The organism is Bacteroides fragilis (assembly GCF_019583405.1).
Taxonomy (GTDB): domain Bacteria; phylum Bacteroidota; class Bacteroidia; order Bacteroidales; family Bacteroidaceae; genus Bacteroides; species Bacteroides fragilis_B.
Window position 1 is genome coordinate 387876 of sequence record NZ_SZUU01000004.1, and the last position, 22414, is coordinate 410289.

At 40.8% G+C, this 22414-nt stretch carries 17 protein-coding genes; 9 read left to right on the top strand and 8 right to left on the bottom strand.

The window, feature by feature from the left end; genetic code table 11:
• Positions 1 to 57 precede the first annotated feature (57 nt).
• From FDF36_RS11690 to FDF36_RS11700, 3 genes are all read right to left on the bottom strand, one after another.
• Entirely contained in the window at positions 58 to 1008 is a 951-nt protein-coding gene (locus tag FDF36_RS11690; RefSeq protein ID WP_220391434.1) for a DUF4435 domain-containing protein, read from the bottom strand.
• An 8-nt stretch (positions 1009 to 1016) separates the two neighbouring features.
• Positions 1017 to 1844 (bottom strand): AAA family ATPase, encoded by an 828-nt coding sequence (locus FDF36_RS11695; protein WP_022010979.1) that lies wholly within the window; start codon positions 1842 to 1844, stop codon positions 1017 to 1019.
• Positions 1845 to 1993: 149 nt separating this feature from the next.
• Positions 1994 to 2836: an outer membrane protein assembly factor BamD gene (locus FDF36_RS11700; protein WP_193683808.1), complete on the bottom strand. Its 843-nt coding sequence runs from the start codon at positions 2834 to 2836 to the stop codon at positions 1994 to 1996.
• Between the two features lie 172 nt (positions 2837 to 3008).
• Between FDF36_RS11700 and FDF36_RS11705 the strand changes: the two genes are divergently transcribed.
• From FDF36_RS11705 to FDF36_RS11715, 3 genes are all read left to right on the top strand, one after another.
• The gene (locus FDF36_RS11705) at positions 3009 to 4454 is read left to right on the top strand and encodes a CCA tRNA nucleotidyltransferase (protein WP_220391435.1); all 1446 of its coding nucleotides are present in this window, start codon (positions 3009 to 3011) and stop codon (positions 4452 to 4454) included.
• 263 nt (positions 4455 to 4717) lie between these two features.
• Entirely contained in the window at positions 4718 to 6820 is a 2103-nt protein-coding gene (locus tag FDF36_RS11710; protein ID WP_220391436.1) for a WD40 repeat domain-containing protein, read from the top strand.
• A 3-nt stretch (positions 6821 to 6823) separates the two neighbouring features.
• Positions 6824 to 9589, top strand: coding sequence for a caspase family protein (locus FDF36_RS11715; protein WP_220391437.1), 2766 nt, complete (start codon positions 6824 to 6826; stop codon positions 9587 to 9589).
• An 83-nt stretch (positions 9590 to 9672) separates the two neighbouring features.
• Here FDF36_RS11715 and FDF36_RS11720 read toward each other — a convergent pair whose 3' ends face one another.
• Positions 9673 to 10836 carry a M24 family metallopeptidase gene (locus tag FDF36_RS11720; RefSeq protein ID WP_220391438.1) on the bottom strand — a complete coding sequence of 388 codons (1164 nt, stop codon included), beginning with the start codon at positions 10834 to 10836 and terminating at the stop codon, positions 9673 to 9675.
• A gap of 170 nt (positions 10837 to 11006) precedes the next feature.
• The gene (gene gdhA / locus FDF36_RS11725; protein ID WP_220391439.1) at positions 11007 to 12344 is read right to left on the bottom strand and encodes an NADP-specific glutamate dehydrogenase; all 1338 of its coding nucleotides are present in this window, start codon (positions 12342 to 12344) and stop codon (positions 11007 to 11009) included.
• A gap of 358 nt (positions 12345 to 12702) precedes the next feature.
• Here gdhA and FDF36_RS11730 point away from each other — a divergent pair, with 358 nt between their 5' ends.
• The 5 genes from FDF36_RS11730 to FDF36_RS11750 all read left to right on the top strand — a co-directional run bounded on the left by FDF36_RS11730 (position 12703) and on the right by FDF36_RS11750 (position 18659).
• Positions 12703 to 15672, top strand: a complete 2970-nt coding sequence (locus FDF36_RS11730) for a PEP/pyruvate-binding domain-containing protein (RefSeq protein ID WP_220391440.1) — start codon at positions 12703 to 12705, stop codon at positions 15670 to 15672.
• A 218-nt stretch (positions 15673 to 15890) separates the two neighbouring features.
• A complete protein-coding gene (locus FDF36_RS11735) occupies positions 15891 to 16229 on the top strand; it encodes a hypothetical protein (RefSeq protein WP_220391525.1) in 339 nt (112 codons plus the stop codon).
• 32 nt (positions 16230 to 16261) lie between these two features.
• A complete protein-coding gene (locus FDF36_RS11740; protein ID WP_220391441.1) occupies positions 16262 to 16468 on the top strand; it encodes a hypothetical protein in 207 nt (68 codons plus the stop codon).
• Between the two features lie 218 nt (positions 16469 to 16686).
• Positions 16687 to 17754 (top strand): HindVP family restriction endonuclease, encoded by a 1068-nt coding sequence (locus tag FDF36_RS11745; protein WP_220391442.1) that lies wholly within the window; start codon positions 16687 to 16689, stop codon positions 17752 to 17754.
• A 2-nt stretch (positions 17755 to 17756) separates the two neighbouring features.
• Entirely contained in the window at positions 17757 to 18659 is a 903-nt protein-coding gene (locus tag FDF36_RS11750; RefSeq protein ID WP_220391443.1) for a DNA cytosine methyltransferase, read from the top strand.
• Between the two features lie 1390 nt (positions 18660 to 20049).
• Here the strand turns inward: FDF36_RS11750 and FDF36_RS11755 are convergent.
• Positions 20050 to 20508 (bottom strand): helix-turn-helix domain-containing protein, encoded by a 459-nt coding sequence (locus tag FDF36_RS11755; RefSeq protein WP_005808133.1) that lies wholly within the window; start codon positions 20506 to 20508, stop codon positions 20050 to 20052.
• A gap of 199 nt (positions 20509 to 20707) precedes the next feature.
• On the opposite strand from FDF36_RS11755, the gene FDF36_RS11760 reads away from it, so the two are divergent.
• The gene (locus FDF36_RS11760; RefSeq protein ID WP_122130324.1) at positions 20708 to 21028 is read left to right on the top strand and encodes a hypothetical protein; all 321 of its coding nucleotides are present in this window, start codon (positions 20708 to 20710) and stop codon (positions 21026 to 21028) included.
• Between the two features lie 260 nt (positions 21029 to 21288).
• Here FDF36_RS11760 and FDF36_RS21260 read toward each other — a convergent pair whose 3' ends face one another.
• Complete coding sequence (locus FDF36_RS21260) at positions 21289 to 21723, bottom strand: hypothetical protein (RefSeq protein ID WP_259281421.1); 435 nt, start codon at positions 21721 to 21723, stop codon at positions 21289 to 21291.
• A 1-nt stretch (position 21724) separates the two neighbouring features.
• Positions 21725 to 22414: a hypothetical protein gene (locus FDF36_RS21265; RefSeq protein ID WP_259281422.1), complete on the bottom strand. Its 690-nt coding sequence runs from the start codon at positions 22412 to 22414 to the stop codon at positions 21725 to 21727.

The window sequence follows — 22414 nt, forward strand, 5'->3', positions numbered from 1 at the left end:
TGGGGCCATATTGGTAAGTGATTGTTACTTTTCGTTTTTATTTCTGCTTTTGTATATTTAAGGCCATATTGATCGAATATCTTGAACACATCTTTTTATCTCAGGATAGGTGAAATAAAGATCGGCATTTAGGAGCTTCTTTTTAAATGTATCTTTTCTTTGATAAATAGTTGCTATTTTGTCATATTCGCCCGCTTCTGACAGACGTTTTTTTTCGTTTCTTTTCAATATATTGCATATTTCTTCTCCTAATTTTGTAATCAAATCGTATAGATTATGTCCACGAATATATAAGTAGGTATTTTCTTCTGTAAGTCCCAGACGTTCGTATTTGGCTTTCTCTACTGCTTCATCATAGTTGGGATAAATACTTTTTAAATAGGATATTGGGAGAGTGACTCTTTTATGAAGAGTGGTAATAATATAGTCTCCATTGTCATTTATTCTATTGTTGCTGTAGGGGAATGATAGTAATTTGAAAAAGTCAGTATTGGATAATTTCCTTTCCTTTTGTCTGTGATCATATAAGAAAAGAAGAAATAACGGATAAATCTCTTTTGAGTATGCCAACAAAAACTTATTAAAGTCAAAAATGCTATTTGTAAATCCGCAGGTCAATATAGGTAACGCAGCTAAACGATCTGTGAAACAAAGATGATTTTCGAAAGAATAAGTATAAGTCTGTAGTATGTAATGCTTGGCATCTATATCTGGTTCTTGCATTAAATAGTGTAAATCACTGTCTATGGCAATCGCCATCTTACTGTCGAGGAAATCTTTGAAAATAAGACAAGTGGAACTTCCCGTAGCTTTATTTCCAGATTGGGAGCGGCTGTAGGGAATAAAATAAAAATTGTATTGAGGACATGCCTCTTTAAATATTTTATTCCAAAATATAATATCGTTTTTATCTTCCAGATGGATGACAGCTTTACATCCATTCAACAACAGTGAGGCTTTGTAGTTTTGTGCTACAGTTGCATAATAAGCTTTTTTGCTTGGTGTCATTTCTCTTTTTATATCGGTTTGACGATATCCTCCATAAATACTAATTTATCTCCCCATCCATCGGCAAAGATACTCGGTGAATGAGTTGAAAGAATGATCTGGCAATTTTTATTTAGAATTTGTATAGCTTCAATTAATTGTCTTTGCCATTCGATGTGAAGGGATAGTTCCGGTTCGTCCATTAACAGAATGAACGGTTTGTCTTCCTTTAAAAATACCTTGAGCAATATGAGTAACAATTGTTTTTCTCCTGAGGATAGCTGTTCCGGTTCTATTTCCTCTTCTTGGTTTAAAAACGTGAAAACCATTTTGTTTTTTGAATTGATACTGATCTGTTTTTGGGTACTTGCAAAAAAACTATTGATTATTTTAAATAACATCGAGATTCGTTCTTGTATCTCTTCCGACTGTTCTGGGTAGTTGAGGATTTTTGAACGATAGTCGATGAAATTGAAAACGTTTTTATTTAGCGGATAAATAGTCATATCCAATTCTTGCATAAGAGAAGATTGAGTACTTTTCTTAGCTGTCGGTATGTCGAATGTATTGATGTATTCGATGTCTAAAAGCCAGTCTTTTTGAAATTCTATGCTAAAATCTTTTTTGTCTGCATGATATAATATGCTACCTCCTGCATCAAACCGAATAAAGATATCTGTTTTAAGCTTATTGAGCTCTTTGATATCACTTGTAAGTAGCAAGTAGATAAATCGGAGAAAGGTAGATTTGCCACTTCCATTGGGACCGACGAGGATATTGACTTTGGGATCTACGTGATTCCATTCGATGTCCTGTTTTCCCCACATCTTTTTAATTTGTATCTGCGAAATCTTCATTGCTTCTGTTTTATAATTACTTACTGTTTATCAGCTTGATTTTAATAAAGGCTGTCATTGCAAAGATAACCAATCTCTTTTAATATTTGTTCAGTAGAAACTTTTTTTCATAAGTCGCCCCACTGAGCGACTTATGAAAAAAGGAAAATTTATTTTTCCGCAGCCTCTTCTTGGGCTTTCTGTTCCATTTTTCTTTTCACAAATTCGATTTTCAGGTTGGCTTCTTCTTTCTCTTGCTGAATCTGACGTATGGATGAAAGTAATTTGGCCAACTCGTAAGTACCGACGAGTGCTTCACGGTCGGAAGGAGTCATGGTAGTGGAGAATTTCCGTTCGCCGAGATACTCGACACGGATATTTTTCTTATCGCGGTTCATGTAGAGGAAACTGAGGACGTTGCCGTCTTCTCCCATTTTGTAGTCGGCTTTTTCGATTTTTTCTCCCAGATCGGTAGTCTCGTAGCTGTCGTTGGAGGCTGGGGTTTCGGCAAAACTTCCGTCCGGTGCTATCACTTTGACGGCTACATGGTGGATGTTGCTTGGTCCGCAGTAGATAGACGTCAGTGTCATTACTCCCTGTTCATTCACCTGAAAACGGAGGAAAGAGCGGTGCAGGTTCTTCTCTACGGTCTGGGTGGGCCAGAAGTAGTTACCGATTTTTTGGTATTCTTCGTTTTTCTCGAAAGTATATTTGTTCTTGATCGCTTCGAATTCTTTCTGTTTGACCTGAAGCATGCTGTCGAGATAAACCAGGCTTTCCTGTTGCTCTTTCAGTTCGACTTGTTGCATCAGCTTGATGCCCTCCTTACGGGTGTCGAAAGCTTTAGGATAGAGAATTTTAATACTGTCGATCTGCAACTTGGCTTCGTTGTAGTCGTTACGCTCAAAGGCTGCACGGGCAGCGGCAAGCTTTTCACCCGCTTTCTTTTCGATGCTGTCACCACAAGCTGTCAGTAGTGACAATGTACATGCCAGGACAATCAGTTTTTTCATTTTGTTGTTCTTTGTTATAGAGGGCAAAAATACAAATTTAGAGTGAAGAGTGGAAAGTGAAGAGCGAAAAGTTGTACCTTTGCAGACTGATTAGCTATAAAGAGGGTATGCCAAAAGTGTCAGAGGGCTTAGGCAGGCCTTTTTCAATAACTGTAAAAAAGATAAATAAAAGATGATAGAGTTGACTCAGGAGGAACTGAAGCAGCATTTCAGTGAACCCATTTTCGGTCAGATCTCAGAGACGGCCGATGTGTTGGGATTGGAGTGTTATGTGGTGGGCGGTTATGTCCGTGACATTTTTCTGCAACGTCCTTCTAAAGATATAGATGTAGTGGTGGTGGGGAGTGGCATTGCGATGGCCGAAGCGTTGGGAAAACGTTTGGGACGCGGTGCGCATGTCGCTGTTTTTAAGAATTTCGGTACAGCCCAAGTGAAGTATCATGGTACGGAGGTGGAGTTTGTAGGTGCCCGGAAGGAGTCGTATCAACGGGATTCCCGTAAACCAATCGTGGAGGACGGGACGTTGGAAGACGATCAGAATCGCCGGGACTTTACGATCAATGCACTGGCTGTCTGCCTGAATAAGGAGCGGTTTGGGGAACTGGTCGATCCGTTCGGAGGCATGAATGATTTGAAGGAGAAGACCATTCGTACTCCTCTCGATCCGGACATAACGTTCAGTGACGACCCTTTGCGTATGATGCGTTGTATCCGTTTTGCTACCCAACTGAATTTTTACATCGATGACGATACATTTGAGTCTCTTTGCCGTAACCGGGAACGGATCGAGATTATTTCACGTGAGCGCATTGCGGACGAGCTGAATAAAATAATGCTTTCACCTATTCCTTCGAAGGGTTTTATCGATCTGGACAGGAGCGGGCTGTTAGAGTTGATTTTTCCGGAATTAGTGGCTTTACAAGGGGTGGAGACCCGGAACGGGCGTGCCCATAAGGATAATTTCTATCATACGCTGGAAGTGCTCGACAATATCAGCAAGGTGACAGATAACCTTTGGTTACGTTGGGCTGCCTTGTTGCATGATATCGCCAAACCGGTGACTAAACGTTGGGAACCGAAGGCGGGATGGACTTTTCATAATCATAATTTCATAGGCGAAAAGATGATTCCGAATATCTTCCGGAGGATGAAGCTGCCGATGAACGAGAAAATGAAGTATGTGCAAAAGATGGTGAGTCTGCACATGCGTCCCATCGTGATAGCGGATGATGTGGTGACGGATTCGGCTGTACGGCGTCTGCTTTTCGAAGCCGGCGATGATATAGACGATCTGATGACGCTTTGTGAAGCGGATATTACTTCAAAGAATACGGAACGTAAACAACGTTTTCTAAATAATTTCCAGCTGGTTAGGCGGAAGTTGAAAGATCTGGAAGAGAAAGACCGTGTCCGTAACTTCCAGCCGCCTGTGAGTGGGGAAGAGATTATGGAGGTGTTTAATCTGGGACCCTGCAAGGAAGTGGGGGCGTTAAAAAGTGCTATAAAAGATGCTATTTTGGACGGAGTGATTCCCAATGAATATGAGGCAGCTTATGCATTTATGCTTCAAAAAGCTAAGAAAATGGGATTGAATTCCGTACAAAACAAAGAGGAATAAATGCAATAAGTTTTTGTTTTTACTGATTATCGGATAATCATTCCAGGAAGACTTATATATGCTATAGAGTAGGCTTGTAACGGAAAACCGTTACAAGCCTGTTTTTTTATTTACTGTTTCTGTTTATTCTTTTTTCATTTCTGTGTATAAACAAGCAAACTTTGGAGAAAATAAAAAAAAAGGAGTTTCTGTTGGTGATAGATTGCGGAATAAATGCTTATTTTGCAAAACACTATTAAACATAAACTAAATCATTTTAAGGTATGAATAGGATGAAATGTAGATTTTACACTTACAGAGGAATTGCTTTTTGTTTTGTAGCCGCAATGTTCTGCGGGCAAACAATGGCACAGGTTGTAGAAAAAAGGGGGTTCGATTCTCAGAAAAAAATTAATGCGTTTGATAACACGACTTTTTGTACTGCTTATTTGTCTGATGGAGCACTGTATACCATGCGTGATATCGCGATTAATGATGTGCGCAAAATTGAGCGTATTGTATTTAATCCGACGGGAAGTTCTATCGCTCTGTTGAGAGCGAAGAATCCGATAAGTATTTACTCTTTTCGCGATAGGAATAAGAAGCTTTTTGAACTGAAGGAAAAACGTAAAAAGTTGAAAGATAAGCCAATGCCGGTATCGATGTGCTATTCTTCTGATGCCCGTAGTTTTATTGTGGGTAATTCGTTGGGAGAAATTGTGATTTATGATACGAAAGAATATATGCCGTTAGCTTATATTCAGGGGGAGGCTCCGGCTACTGCTTTGGCTATGAGTTCGAATAATTATTTTATTGCCGCAGCGGTAGGACAGAACATTAATATCTGGAATTTCCAGACAAAGGAGTTGAGAAAAGCGATTCCTATGCCGGCGGTCGTTAAAGAGGTGACTTTCTCTCCGGATGCTGCATTGCTGGCTGTAACCACAGATGACAATCACTTGACCATTATCGATACGAAAAACTGGGATAAGGTAGATATATTTGATAAGCTGGGAGGAACACTCAGTTCTCCGTCATTCCATCCGGAAGGAAAATATATCAGTGTGGTGAAAGATGGAAAGAATATAGAGATCATCAACCTGAAGAATGGTGTTGTGGAACAAGATATCGTTGATCCTACAGGCGGTGTTACCGGCGGGCGTTTCTTTAAGAACAACCAGAACAGCGAGGTATTTCTGCTGACCAATCGTACGAAGCAAATGGTCTTCTTGGATGCAAACGGACTGAACCCGTTCTATGGTAAGATTATGGGTAGGGAAGTGGATGCCAAGATGAACGAATGGGTGAAGATGATGCAGGGGGAATCGATGGAAGACTATGCGATTCGTGTAAACGATGAAACCCGTATCAAACAGCAACAGCTGTTTGCTCAGGAAGTTGCTACGGCATTGGCGGGTGACCGTATCTCTATAGACAATCCTTTTATAGATGGTTATGATGCTTCGAATAATATGCTGAATATCGGTTTTAAGGGTTTGCCGTCTATCGGACTGGAAGTTCCCTCCAGTGAAGCGGGCGACTTTAAAGACGGTAAGATGAAATTCTCGAATGCCGTATATGTGCTGAATGATAAAGATGAATTTGAGTTGGCCTATGTTGAAGTTACCAACGAAACGACCAACAAGGTTTATATCTATGACAATATCGGACGAACAAAGTTGACTGCTTTGGAAGCAGATGAAAACTTTGTCCCTCTGGAAATTATGCAGCAGGCTACCCGTGAGGAAGCACAATTGGCCGAGATCAAAGAACAGGTCATCGAGGAGAAAAAACAAGATAAACTGATCACTGATAATACGCAGATCAATGTGAAGACAGAGGTAATCCCGGGAGTGGATGCGAATGGTAAAAAGATTCTGAACTACAAGGTGGGTTACCAATATGAAGTGATCAATAAAGAGTTTTCGGCCAAGGAAGACTTCCCGTCGGGAGGTTATAATATCGAACGTTCGAATGCAGCCATGTCATTGATGAAGATTATCAAGAATGCGTTTGAAGGTGACTTTGCCAAATATCTTTCTGAAGGTAAGCAGGTGAAGGTGATTATTACGGGATCGGCAGACGCAGCTCCGATTCGCGGACGTCTGGCTTATGACGGACGTTATGGAGAATTTGTGGATGAACCTTATTACAAAGACGGCAACCTCGATAATATCACAGTCACCAAGGTCGGAGGAATCACTCAGAATGAACAGTTGGCTCTGATGCGTGCAGCAGGCGTAAAGACTTATATTGAGAAGAACGTGACAACATTGGGTAATACAAAGAACGAATACGAATATCATGTGGAAGTAGCCAAAGAGCGTGGTGGAGAATTCCGCAAGATCAACGTAGAGTTTGTAATTATGGATGCATTTCAACAATAAATAATGAAGAAATTTTTTTTACTGACAATCATTCTTACTGTTGTTGTAGCAGGTGAAGTGGGGGCACAGGAAGCTGCCTCCGCTTCAAAACGTGCCAATCAACAGTATGTGCTTTTTGAAAGTGAGCGGGATAAGGGAACGAACGTAACGGCCATGTATGATTATTTGATGGATAGTTACGAAAATTTCATGAAAGTTGTAGAGGCACCGGATAACAGTCAGTATATTGGAGGAGCCAAGAACCGACTGAAAGTGTTGTATCCTTATCTGTTGAACGGGGCAGTGTACTATTCGGAACAGAAACAACCGTCCAAAGCATTGGATTTTGCTGCTGCTTATATCGATATGCCGCAGATGCAGTTGTTCCGCAGCGAATTGCTGCCGAAAGATAACCGATATGCTTCGGTGGTGTATTACGCAGCTGTAGCGGCTTTCAATCTGGAGAAGAACGAAAAAGCTTTGAGATATTTTCAGGAATATCTCAATACCGGTACGGAGGCCCAGCAGAAAGACTGCTATGTTTATATGAATATGATTTATCAGAAGCAGAAGAAGTATGCGGACCAGGAACGTGTGCTGGAACAGGCCATTGCCAAGTATCCCGTTTCGCTTGATTTCCTATACAATCTGGTGAATGTGCATATTGCTACCAATAATATGGAGAAGCTGATTGGAGCAATAGACCGTATTCTGGCTGTCGACCCGAATAATGATAAAGTGTTGCCTATCAAGGCACGCATCCTGGAGCGTCAGGGAAAGAATGTGGAGGCATTGGATATTTATAAACGTCTCTATGCACTGCACCCTGAGAGTTTTGAATTGATGACCGGTGTGGCACGTGCCAACTTTAACTGTGCTACGGAGATTGTGAACAATGGTGCCACTATTGCCAACGATACGGAATATGCTTTGGTACGTCAACGTGCATCGGGTTATCTGATGGATGCCAAAGACCTCTTCCTGAAAATTTTGCAGAAAGATCCTTCTTCCAAAATGTATATGCAGGGACTGGCCGGGGTGTATCAGTATATGGATATGAAACCGGAATATGAGGTGCTGAACAAAATCGTTCAGGATGGGGCTTCCTATACCGCCTTTCCGTCTCGTCTTGCGGCCTATAAAGAGGTATTGAAAAAAACGGAGAATGTGGCTCAAGAGCAACAAGCGGTTCCCGTGCCTATTGAACCGGCTATGCTGGTTATCAAAGTAGACCAGTTTACGGATGCTAATAACAATAAGGTAATCGATGCCGGTGAAAGTTTTGCTATACGGTTTACCATAGAGAATCAGGGTAAGGGAGATGCCTACAATGTACGTCTCCGCCTGGCTGAACAGCAGGGCTATGATCAGTATTTTGACGGTCCTCGTGAACTGGACGGTGGTAATATTGCTGCCGGAAAGTCTAAGGAATACACTTTCCGTTATATAGCCAAGAAGGAGTTGCCGACAAGTCTGGCCAAGATTAATATTTATGCGTTCGAGGCGAATGGTTTTGATGCGGATCCCTCCGAGCTGATTGTGAATACCCAGGAATATGCAATGCCTCGTCTGCGTGTCGCCGATCACCAATTCTTCGCTTCCGAGGGTTCTTCCATCACTTTGGGTAAGAACGGTAAGCTGACTGTTGCCTTACAGAATTTCGGTACGCAGACTGCACGTAAGGTGAAAGTCAACTTTACTTTACCGAAGAATGTGTATACGACTGATACGCCGGAAATTATTGTTGATAGCATTGCTCCGGGAGATGTAGCTATACTCGACTATGGCTTTTTGGTGAATAAACGTTTTGATGGAGATTCGATTGCAGTTATGCTGGCTGTCACGGAATCTACTCGTTCAGCTTCTCTGAATGAAGCTTATAAGGTGAAAGTCGGAGAGTACCTGAGTGCTTCCGCTTCGATGAACCTGAGTGGAAATGTAGCTGCACGTAAAGTGAATGTGAAAGACTTCTCACTCGGCTTTAAGAGTGAACTGATGGAGGATGTGCCTGTGGGAGCTGTCAATCGCCATCGGTATGCATTGATTATCGGTAACGAGGATTATAGTATGACAGGGGCGAATGCGGAAATAAATGTACCTTATGCGGTCAATGACGCTGTGTTGTTCCGTGAGTATTGTGTGCGTACTTTCGGGGTACCCGACGGACAAATCAAGGTAGTGCCAAATGCCACAGCCGGTATGATGCACGAGCAACTCGACTGGCTGGTGAATATGGCAAGTACGGATCCGCAGGCGGAATTGATATTCTACTATTCAGGACATGGAAATAACGACGAGGCTACTAAGGAGCCTTATTTACTTCCGGTGGATATTACAGGTAAGAATATCCGTCTGGGTATTTCATTGTCCGGACTGTATAAAAAATTGGCTACTTATCCGGTAAAGGGGGCTTATGTATTCCTCGATGCTTGCTTTAGCGGTGGTTATAAGAGTGCTGCTCCGCTATTGGCACAGAAGGGCGTGCGTGTTGTTCCGAAAGTGGGATTGCCGCAAGGTAACACATTGAGCTTTTCGTCCAGCAGTGGCGATCAGACTTCAAGTGTTTACCATGAAAAGAAGCAGGGATATTATACGTATTTCCTGATAAAGACGATCCGTGACGCTAAAGGTAACCTTTCCATGAAAGAGCTGTTCGAAAGAACCAGTGCTGCAGTGAAACGTGCTACTGCCTTGATCGATAAAATTCAGGAGCCGCAATGTATGGTTTCTCCTACATGGGTGGGATGGGAAAATATTAAGTTGGAGACTCCGGTAACAGAAATTCCTTAGTAAAGTTAATAGTGATATGAAAAAGACGGCTGTGGTGTGGAAAGCACAACAGTCGTCTTTTTGGTATCTATTGGGATTTGTTTTTATTGCAACTCAATAATCTCTTCGTTGCAAATAGTCAGTTTCTCAACACCCTCTTGTGTTACTGCCCAAGAGTTTTCGATACCTACGGGACCTATACCCGGAATGACGATTTTCGGTTCGAGAGCGAAAACCATTCCCGGTTCCAATTCTTGTTTCATACGGGGAGCAAGTACAGGGGCCTCGTTGATTTCCAGGCCGATACCGTGGCCAATGAATTTGGCTTGTTGACTGATACCCATAAATTTGTCGGCAAAACCGGCTTTGGTTACTATGTCGATCGCTGCATTATATAAGTCTTCACATATAACACCAGGTTGAGCCATCGATGAAACGGCTTCCTGAATGTCAAGACAGACCTGATGAGCTGTATAAGCCTCGTCGCTTAGCTTTCCGACAGAGAATACACGACTCATATCTCCCATATATCCATTGAAATTTCCGCCTAAATCTACCATAACACTTTGTCCTTCTTTTAAAGGAGTCCTATTCAGTCCGCCTGGCAGAGCCGGATCCAACCCTTCGCCTCCCAAAGCGAAATCGTAAGGTGAAGGATACGCTGCATTGTCACCCGTCAGGACGCTACCCATAAAAATTTCCATGCTTTGACCGAATACGCGGAAGATACCTAAGTTACCTTGCAAACGCATCAGTCTTTCTATTTCGATGGAAAATTCCAGATCTGTCATTCCCGGGCGATATACCGAAGGAATCTGTTCGTAAGCTTTGGCATGAGCTACACCCGAACGGCGGAATAATTCCACTTCTACAGGAGTCTTAACACTGCGTGCTTCACGGATCAGAGGAGTACCGTTTACAATCTCCGATTCAGGGAAAATAGCAGCAAGGCGATTGTATTCTGTAAACGAAAGTTCGTCACCTTCCAACATCAACTTTTGTGGTATCGGCAGATTATTTTCTTTGATCAAGTCTGGAATCTGTTCCGGTTTACGAATGGGAAATACATGTTCACCGGTGATATTGTTGGGGCGTTTGATGAATAACAAAGCCGGTGAATGGAGAGGTAAGTAGAGGTATCCGCTGACGATACGGCCGTAAGTATAGAGCAAATTTACATTACAAGTGATAAGTGCGGCTTCAATATTTTGCTGAGCCATAAGCACACGAATTTTATCGCGGCGCATCTTTAATTCGGGTTGTAACATTTTGTATTATTATTTGGTTTCGAGATGCAAAGTTAGGCGATTTTAGTTGAAAATGAAACCTTTTTATAAAAAAGTAGCGTTACCCATGTCCTGTCTCAGGAGATGGATAACGCAAACCATAAATACAAATACAACTAAACAAAGTTTTTATGTTAGCGGACAAGTAATAATCAGATGATTCCTTGTCCCATCATTGCATGAGCTACTTTCATGAAACCTGCAATATTGGCACCTTTTACATAATTGATATATCCGTCAGATTCTGTACCGTACTTCACACACTGTGCATGAATGCCGTGCATGATAGAATGCAACTTCTCGTCTACCTCAGCTGCACTCCAACTCAGGTGCATGGCATTTTGTGACATCTCCAGTCCGGACGTTGCTACACCACCTGCATTGACTGCTTTACCCGGTGCATACATCGTTTTGTGTTCGATGAAAAGATCGATGGCTTCGGGTGTACAACCCATGTTGGAGATCTCTCCGACACAAAGCACATTGTTGTTAATAAGTTTTTTGGCATCTTCGCCATTTAATTCGTTTTGAGTAGCACAAGGAAGGGCTATGTCGGCTTTCACTTCCCAAGGACGTTTATCGGCTACGAAAGTAGATCCAGGGAATTCGTCAGCATACGGAGCCACAATATCGTTGCCCGAAGCACGAAGTTCAAGCATATAATCGATCTTTTCTCCACTGATGCCATTCGGATCATAGATGTAACCATCCGGGCCGGAGATTGTAACAACCTTTGCTCCCAATTCGGTAGCTTTGGTAGCAGCTCCCCAGGCAACATTTCCGAATCCGGAGATAGCTACAGTCTTGCCTTTTATATCGATACCTTTGGTCTGCAACATTTGGTTGACGAAGTACAAACCTCCGAATCCGGTAGCTTCCGGACGGATCAGTGAACCGCCAAACTCAAGTCCTTTGCCGGTGAAGGTTCCTGTAAATTCACGGGTTAGTTTCTTATACATACCGAACATGTAGCCTACTTCACGTCCTCCTACACCGATGTCACCGGCCGGTACGTCCATGTCCGGACCCAGATGGCGCCACAACTCAAGCATAAATGCCTGGCAGAAACGCATGATTTCGGCATCACTCTTGCCACGTGGAGAGAAGTCGGAGCCGCCCTTACCACCACCCATCGGCAGAGTAGTCAAGGCATTCTTAAAGGTCTGTTCAAATCCGAGGAATTTCAGGATAGACAGGTTGACAGAAGCGTGGAAACGGATACCGCCTTTATACGGGCCGATAGCGTTGTTGAACTGAACACGATATCCCAGGTTGGTTTGTACTTCACCTTTATCATCTACCCATGTCACGCGGAACGTAAAGATACGGTCCGGCTCTACCAGTCTTTCGATGATTTTGGCTTTTTCAAACTCAGGGTGCTGATTGTATATATCTTCGATGGAGAGAAGCACTTCTTTTACAGCTTGAAGATATTCTGATTCGCCGGGATGTTTAGCCTCTAAAGAGGACATGATTTTTTCGATGTTCATAATAGTATGTTTTAATAGGTTGATTCTGATAAAATGTCACTTTATCGTATCGCAAATATAGGAAAACTTTTCTAATGTTATTTGATTGTATGGAATATTTTGATTAAATAATGATAAAATGATAGAAAGAGCATTGAGGGTAAATATGTCAAATCTTCGTTTTTACCTTCGGATTATGTCTTTTAGTTAGTAATTTCGGATTTCTCGACTTTGATGTTTCGGTTTGTTTTCAAATCGTAAATGGGAAGATAATCTGTGCCTATATTGAACGTTGGCAATAAAGTGAATTGCTTTTTCTTGCTTTTCCCAATAAAAACAGCGACTTTTGTCTGTTGAATTTTAAAACTACGGGAAACCCATGCTCAGCAAATTTAAATTAAACCAGCTCTATTTTAAAGATACTCAGTTTGCCAATCTGATGACAAGGCGAATCTTTAATGTTTTATTGATAGCCAATCCTTACGATGCTTTTATGCTGGAGGATGACGGACGTATCGATGAAAAGATTTTCAATGAATATACCTCGCTTTCTCTCCGTTATCCCCCTCGTTTTTCGCAAGTTTCTACCGAGGAAGAGGCGTTGAGACAGCTTGGGAGTGTATCGTTCGATTTGGTGATTTGCATGCCGGGTACGGGAGACAACGATAGTTTTGATATCGGACGTCATATCAAGGAGAAGTACGAACAGATACCGATCGTTATCCTGACACCGTTCAGTCACGGCATTACCAAACGGATAGCGAACGAGGACCTGAGTGCATTCGATTATGTGTTTTGTTGGTTGGGAAATACTGATTTGCTGGTGTCCATCATCAAGCTGATCGAAGACAAGATGAATCTGGAGCATGACGTGAAAGAGGTGGGCGTGCAGTTGATTCTGCTGGTAGAAGACAGTATCCGTTTCTATTCATCCGTGCTTCCTAATCTTTATAAATTTGTGTTGAAGCAGAGTCAGGAGTTCTCTACCGAGGCTTTGAATGCCCATCAACGTACACTCCGTATGCGCGGGCGTCCCAAAATTGTATTGGCCCGTACTTATGATGAGGCAATGGATATATACGATAAGTATACCAATAATATATTGGGAGTCATCACCGATGTCCGCTTTCCCCGTGTGGAGAAAGGAGAGAAGGACGGCATGGCAGGAATCAAGCTTTGTGCGGAAGTCAGGAAGAAAGATCCGTTCGTACCCTTGATCATCCAGTCGTCCGAGACAGAGAACGCTGCCTATGCGACAAAATACGGGGCTACGTTTATCGATAAGAATTCTAAGAAGATGGATGTCGATCTTCGCCGGATTGTTTCCGATAATTTCGGTTTTGGTGACTTTGTGTTCCGTAATCCTGAGACGGGAGTCGAGATAGCCCGCGTACGGAACCTGAAAGAGTTGCAGAATATTCTTTTTGCCGTTCCTGCCGAATCGTTCCTTTATCACATCAGTCGCAATCATGTTTCACGTTGGCTGTATTCACGTGCCATGTTTCCGGTAGCCGAATTTCTTCGTCCCATCACCTGGCATAGTCTGCAGGATGTCGATGCGCATCGTAAAATCATCTTTGAGGCCATCGTAAAATATCGAAAGATGAAAAACCAGGGAGTGGTAGCTGTATTCAAACGCGACCGCTTCGACCGTTATTCAAACTTTGCCCGTATCGGAGACGGTTCGTTGGGAGGAAAAGGGCGCGGACTGGCGTTTATAGACAATATGGTGAAGCGCCATCCGGAATTTGAAGAATTCGAGAATGCCCGTGTGGCTATCCCGAAAACAGTGGTGCTTTGTACTGATGTATTCGACGAGTTTATGGATACGAATAATCTGTATCAGATTGCCCTTTCCGATGCTGATGACGATACGATTCTGAAATACTTCCTGAAAGCGAAATTGCCCGACCGTCTGGTTGAGGACTTTTTTACTTTCTTCGATGTGGTGAAGTCTCCTATCGCCATTCGTTCTTCTTCCTTGCTTGAGGACTCCCACTATCAGCCTTTTGCAGGAATCTATAATACTTATATGATTCCTTATCTGGACGATAAATATGAGATGCTTCGCATGTTGTCCGATGCTATTAAGGGAGTATATGCATCAGTCTATTTTCGTGACAGTAAGGCATATATGCAAGCTACTTCGAATGTGATCGATCAGGAAAAGATGGCTGTTATTCTGCAACAAGTGGTCGGCAATCAGTACGGAGACCGTTATTATCCTTCCATGTCCGGTGTAGCCCGCTCTCTCAATTATTATCCCATTGGTGACGAAAAGGCTGAAGAAGGTACGGTAAATCTGGCTCTCGGTTTGGGCAAGTATATCGTAGATGGGGGCATGACTTTGCGTTTCTCGCCTGCCCATCCTTCGAAAGTGCTACAGACCAGTGAATTGGATATTGCCTTGAAAGAGACGCAAACTCGTTTTTATGCCCTCGACCTGAAGAATGCCGGTGATAACTTCTCGATTGACGATGGCTTCAATCTTCTGAAGTTGCATGTGAAAGAAGCCGAAAAAGACGGTTCGTTACGGTATATAGCTTCTACTTATGATCCGTATGACCAGGTGATTCGTGACGGTTTATATCCCGGTGGGCGTAAAGTGATTACGTTTGCCAACATCTTGCAGCACGATGTATTTCCGTTGGCACGCATCCTGCGCTGGGTACTTCGTTATGGGCAGCAGGAGATGCGCCGTCCGGTAGAGATCGAATTTGCAGTGACACTCAATCATGACCGTGATAAGACCGGTACGTTCTATCTGCTTCAGGTACGTCCCATTGTAGACAGTAAAGATATGTTGGACGAGGATCTTACGACTATTCCTGACGAAGACGTGTTGCTTCGTTCCAACAACTCTTTGGGGCATGGCATTATGAACGAAATACATGATATCGTATATGTCAAGACTGATCATTACAGTGCATCGAACAATCAGAATATAGCTTGGGAAATAGAGAAACTTAACCAGCAGTTCCTGAATGAAGGCAAGAACTATGTACTTGTCGGCCCCGGACGATGGGGAAGCAGTGATACTTGGTTGGGTATCCCGGTGAAGTGGCCGCATATTTCTGCCGCGCGTGTCATTGTGGAGGCCGGACTTACTAACTATCGGGTAGATCCCAGTCAGGGAACACATTTCTTCCAGAACCTGACTTCTTTTGGTGTGGGATATTTCACGATTAACGCGTTTATGAATGATGGAGTATACAATCAGGAATTCCTGAATGCGCAACCCGCCGTATTTGAAACCGAATATCTCCGTCATGTACGCTTTGAGAGGCCGATTGTTGTGAAAATGGATGGCAAAAAGAAACTTGGAGTAGTCCTTATGCCCGATAAATAATTGAATAACGTTGTATAAAAAAGTCCTGTTTTTCATAAGAAATGCAGGACTTTCTTGTTTTACGGTACAAATGCTGATGATGACGGAAATAGAGAGTATGGCATTCGTTTCAATTCCCGTCCTACAGCCTTAGGCATTTGGTATAAATGTATTTCAAATAAAGGAAATGATGTCTCTTTGATAAAAGTACAATTACTTCATGATTACGACAAATAAATATGAAAACCTGTATATACCTCTTTCTCCTTTTGCTTGCTACAGCCTCCTGTAGCAAGCAAATTGCTCCCGATAACTCCGTCGGTTATCTCCGCGTAGAAAACATCACCCTCACTTGTGATACCGAAACGCTCTCCATCATCCGTGCCGTTGATGCCAGATTTAAACTTTCCTTGTCAGCCGGCCATTACAAGCGTCTGAACGTAACATACAACGGTGCTTCTACTCCTATAGTACGTGCCCTTGTCGTAGGCGACTTCTACTACTCCAATGGCGACATCTGTCCAAGTCCTTTACAATATGGAGTTCACGTTATGAAGATATTACCGAAAATTGGCTAAGCAAGCAAGATGACACCTACGGCATTACCACTTTGAAACAACAGGATAAGATGCAAGGCTATGCCAATACCCGGGCTTTGGCAGCTTACAACGAAAGCGACAGAGCTACCGGAGATAGTTCCGGATATACCGTTTTGCCCCTCACCCTTATCAAGTCGTATGGCGAAGTCCATTTAAAGAAACGGGGAAGCCCGAAATTGCCAGATGGTGATGCTTATATCGGTCTGGTTCATTCATGATTTATCTTGGAATAATAAAATGAGAATTTAATATTATATCAATTCTTGAAACTATATAAGGATATATTGATGTTTGCAAATTCTCAAATGTTAAACGCTCGTATTTATTGGATTAAAGATGTATCTTTGCGCTTTATCAGGTGTGTTATGCGGAGTATAAATACTTAGAATCTGCGTTTCTTGCATTTATATATTTTGAACAAATAAAAAAAAAGATCATGTCAAATAATATAAAGCCTAGTTTGTTTGGGCAAAAGCATTCTAGCAGAGATTATTCGAAAGCCGATTGTTGGGGTAAGAATCAATTTAACAGTTCTTTCCCTGCATCTCTAATTGCATATATGCATTCAAAAGGTCTAAAGCCTATATACATAAAGACAACAAAGGAAAATATCATTAAGCATGAATACATTGATTGCAAGGACCTATTTGGTATAGATCCACTAAGCGATGATGCTTACTACAATTTTGAAGCAGGCTATTCTCCGTATGAAAAATTCTATCAAGGGGATAGAGAAAAAATAGATCTTGTGATGCTTAATAATAAAACCAATGATGTCTTGTCAGGATTAGAAGTCAAGTTAACAGCTTTACCTGATAATACAACCAAAAAATTAGATGAATCGAAATGGGGTTGTGAAATAGTAATGCGCCCTCCCACAATCAACTTCTTAGCTTGTAGTATATGCTCTAATTATAATAGCCTTGAAGGAAAGAATCAACTTCGTAAGCTATTAAAAAATGTTCCTCAAATTAACCATTGGGAGGAGATAGAAGAGGTGTTAGAACATTATCAAGCCATTGAGGAATCGATTTTAGCTGTATCCACGGATATGTGCGATAAGCAGAAGCCTCTCATTCTACAGCCTATTTGGAAAACTGAAGGCAACAGGATGGTTCTTAAAGACGATTGTCTTGACGCGTTTATATGGTCTGATTTGTCGATTATACAAATGTGTAAAACCGGAGACACTTCTAATGTTGTCAGAATCAATCGATTCAATAGAACAATTATATGGCTCTATAAAATGTTGTTAGATTTTGTAACTTATGATACATTTGACTATAAACGTATCATTCGATTACAATCCTATAATTTGGCTAACGATAAAGCGTTTTCATTGCCCGGGAATAAATCACATGTATTTCTAGCGGGAAATGAAATTCTCAAACCTAGGATTTCAAAATATGAAATTAAAAATATCATTTTAGGTGGTGGACAAAACTTACTTAGTCCAGAACGAAGATTTGATGCAGTATTAGTATATAGTCCCGAAATATTTTAAATATGAATTGCGTTGATTTATTCTGCGGTTGTGGTGGATTAAGTTTAGGATTCATGCATGCAGGTCATGAAATATTAGCAGCCTTTGATAATTGGAAAGCGGCAATTCAAGTGTATCAGATGAATTTCCGTCATCCTGTTATTCAAATGGATTTAAGCAATGTTGAAGAGGCTTGTCATGCAATAGAGCCATTCCATCCTGAAATGATCATAGGCGGTCCTCCATGCCAGGATTTTTCTTCCGCTGGAGCTAGAAACGAGGATAATGGAAGGGGAGACTTAACTGTTTATTATTCTCAAATTATCGCTCATATTCACCCGAGGTGGTTCGTTATGGAAAATGTGGCTCGTATAACCAAAACTCAAAAATTGTTAGATGCAAAGAATATATTCCATAATGCAGGATATGGACTAACCCAAGCTGTGTTAGATGCAAGTAGATGTGGAGTTCCGCAAAAACGAAAAAGATTTATCCTGATTGGCAAACTAAATGCAAATGACGGTTTCATGGATGATTATATATTAAGGAATCTGGCTGACCATGATATGACTGTTGCGGAAGCTTTGGGTGATCAAATAGATTTTGAGTATTATTATAGGCATCCAAGAAGCTATGCGAGACGTGGTATTTTCAGCGTACACGAGCCTAGTCCAACAATACGAGGAGTTAATAGACCTTTACCTAGTGGTTATGTTATTCATCCTAATGATCCAGTCAGTAGTTTGGATGGAATACGCCCATTAACAACTGAAGAGAGAGGACTTATTCAGACATTCCCTGCTGATTTTCAATTAGGAGGTACTAAAACGGCTAAAGAACAAATGATTGGGAATGCTGTTCCTGTCAATTTGGGAGAATATATAGGTAACTGCATTCAATCTTATGTTGATGAACACCCTGAATAAATAATAAAGAAGAAGCAAGTTCTGGTTATGGTCGGAAGATTATTTTTCTGTTTTTTTCTTCACTATCCAGTCTTTAGTTCTTCCTTATAATTTGTATTTATAATAGATGTAATAGTTATACTATTGGTTTACAGATAAATAAGTTTGTTGATATGAAATGTTTTGATTGTTTCAATTTATTGATAATCAAGATGTAATGGCTGTGTTTAACGATCGTAAAGTAAAGACCGATGATTTACTTGGAGTCATTTCCGAGGTATTATTAAGTTATCTGTCGTCAAGTACTAAAGTTGACTATTGCTTGAAGATTTTTAGTGAAAAAATTTAGATGGTTTAAGTTCTTGAAATTTATTAAGACTCGTCAACTATGACATTTTAGCGAAGACAAGTTTAAGCGATCACAAGCGACTTGATAAAGCTAATATAATGTTTATAATCACTACAGAGTACGCAGAGGGCATGGAGGTTTTATTTATAAATAAGCCTTTGTGCCCTTTGTATGCTTTGTGGCAGGTAAAACGTTTTGTTCTCTATTATCCTATTCAACTATCAAAAAGGTGTGAAATACCTCTTTCCTCTGACTCTCCCAATTTTTTTCCCGGATGAACCGGAGGGAAAAGAAGCATATCAAGTAACTTCCGGAGGCGAAGAACCGCTCTTTTGAGTCGGTAGAGCCTTGCTTTTCCGGAAAACAAGTAAGCATTTACCCCAAAACAAGTAAGCATTTGCTTCGAAAGACGGTTACATTTTCCCAATTTGCTTACTTCTTTTTTAAATATCTCCTAATGTTTTGGCAGATTACATATATTGTTATGCAAATCGGGCGATAAGAGGACGTGTTTTCTTCCCGTTGCTTGCCGGGAAGTATCCTGTCCGAAGTGTGTAAAGGAATGGTATTTTACTCTAACAAGGAGATTACGGCGGATAATTCTCCTTTATTGTTTCTATTTGATAAGGAAGTAGTTGAACGACCTGTTAAAACGATAATCGGGAAATCGTCTGTGAGCCGTTTTTCCGAACTTCATCAGAGACGTGTCCGAAAGAACGGGATATAGAGCCATTGGATTATCATTTTGACATTTTGCTTTCCCCCTTCGGATACTTCTTTGTCAATATACTCAACGTATCATATAATATGCAAATATGATGTTTTTTTTATTTAATGATAGGTTAGCGGAAACAGATATATGTATGCAATGTCATGTGGAATGCATCCGGATCGAAGAATTGTCCGGAGAAACGGGTGAGGGATACCCGCCCCGATGGAACTTGCACATAATAATTAGGGTGTAGCCATCCGGGACGGATAGCTACACCCTAACCCCGGTATGGCTACACCCTAAGCGTCGGATGGCTACACCCATTTATATGGAGAGATATGTTTGCGGAATTACTTTCCGCTGTTATTTTGCTGTTCCAGACTTTGAATCCGTTTTTCAAGCGCGGCATATTTTTCATCTTTCTCTTTGAGAAGACGCTCGTAGAGTTCGGTGATTTTATCAATCGGATTGAAGCTGTTAGTTGTGGCATCCTGTCCTTTATAACCCGTAATGGGCACTGAGCTATCTTTATTGTCATGCACATTGTTTGTGATATTCTCAAATACCACAGAAGGTGCATCCTCTTCCAGCGTTTTCAGATATTCCACCGGCACATTCAGCGCCCTTGCGAATCTATTTAGCATTTCATCCTCAATCACCCGCATCTTCTCGTATTTGGATACATTCGGTTGTGTCATGTTTACGAGTGCTGCCAATGCGTCCTGCTTGATGTTTTTCTCAATCCGGGTACGCCTTATGTTATGTCCGTGATGGACATTTACATTCTGTATTTCTTCTTCTGTTTCCATGTTCTTTTTGCTTTTTGAACAACGATTTCCGTTAAAATGTTCCGTTCGAAGCAAATATACGAAAAAATGGAATAAGATGAATAAAATGAATATTACTTTGCTCAAAAATAGAATATAAGGAATGTGTATATGCTTGCAGAATCAACTGTTTTGCGCTTATTTTACGGCTATTGAAATAACAACAATACTATTACACACTATGATCGGACTACTGACAACTAAAGAAATTGATTTCCTTACCAAACTGGCTGAACTTTTGAAAGAATACAGTGCCGTAATTTCCCACGGCCAGTGTGATGAAGTGCATATTCTTGCTTATCACGGTGGCAACGAAGATGCGGAAAAATATCCCATCATATTTGAGGACAGCTTCGATGAAAATGAGATTTATGATCTGTTGCGCAAAAACAGAAAACGGATCGGGGAGATTATCGAACGTGAAGTAGCTGAGGCTGTTTCTGGAGGTGAACTGTCTCGGCCGGACGATCAGGCCGGATCAATGGCAGATCATTTTCACTAAAGATAGTAAGGAATATGAAATGCGTTCAGAGGCATAATATGGAGAAGGGTACTGCTTCACCTGTTTGTATATTAATGTGGAATAATGATAATGCCATTAATTTACTTAATACCTTCATTTATAGACTAACTAAAATAAATGTTGACGAAAAGAAAGAGATATTATTTCTTCCTTTCCCCGGCATCTATTTGCTTACCAGCACTCATAAGTTTAGTCCGTTTTGAATATATAGACAGAAAAGCAATATAGAGAATAGAAAACTAATCCTCTTCGCCTTCTTCCTCGTCATCGTAATTAAATTCAACTTTACTCTGAATAACAATTTCATCGAGTACTGCATTCAAGCAGCCATTCTTTTCAATTTCGGCAAAACATTCTTTCAATCGATGGATATTTATTATTTCCTCAATGCACTCCATATATTTATCCACAATAGACTTTATGACATAAGTCTTAGTGGCATTTGCCCTCAATTGCGATATAATACATTCATTATCTTCAAGTGTCTTAATCACAAAGGTTATAGGAAACTTTTCAATTTTCTCTATATCTAGAAAATATTTTTTAAAATCTAAAGTTTCTGTTACCTGAAAGAAACGTCCTAAAGGCTTCATGACAAAATCAATACCACCATCATTTGCATTTGTTCTTCCTGTTTTATACAATTTCAGAGTTTCAGTATTCAGGTTTTCCATATCATATCCCCAAATAAATATTTTGCTCTTTATAATAATGCTTCAATATAGCATAGCTCACAATTTCGAAAAGACGAGCATCGGCATTAGGAGCTAGTAAACTGGATACAAAATCATGAATTTGTTCTGAACCTGTAGAAACTATGTCCTGAAGAATCTTGCATTGTTCAATAAAACGTTGAAAAGAATCTTGTTTTGCTTTTACATACTCGTCAATAATTTCTATTACGGCATTGGAAATATTAACGATTGAGTCATGAACTTTTATCTTAAGTAGATTTTCATTAATCCAATATCTGTTATTAGTTAGGTTTCTAATTATTGGAACAAAATCAGCTGTGGGAAAAAACTTTTGGAATTCTGCATTGGTACGATTATTTAAAGCATGATTCTGCAATTTACCACCAAATGGTAACTCTCTTTGTCTACGAAATAAATTCGTATACTGCGCACCCTCATATGTGGAATACCCGTCGGTATCAACAAATCCTTGTTGAATATAATCTTCAACAATAACATAAATAGCATACAGATTTGCAAAACTACCTCGCGATTTAGAACCTTTATTAGCTGATTTTGTCTTCTGATTGATATATTTTATCAGCATACTATTCTCAAATATATCGGCTCCATGCTCCCCAAAATATTTATCAAGAACTGATTTTATTACAGGTGTAAAATTGTGCTCCAT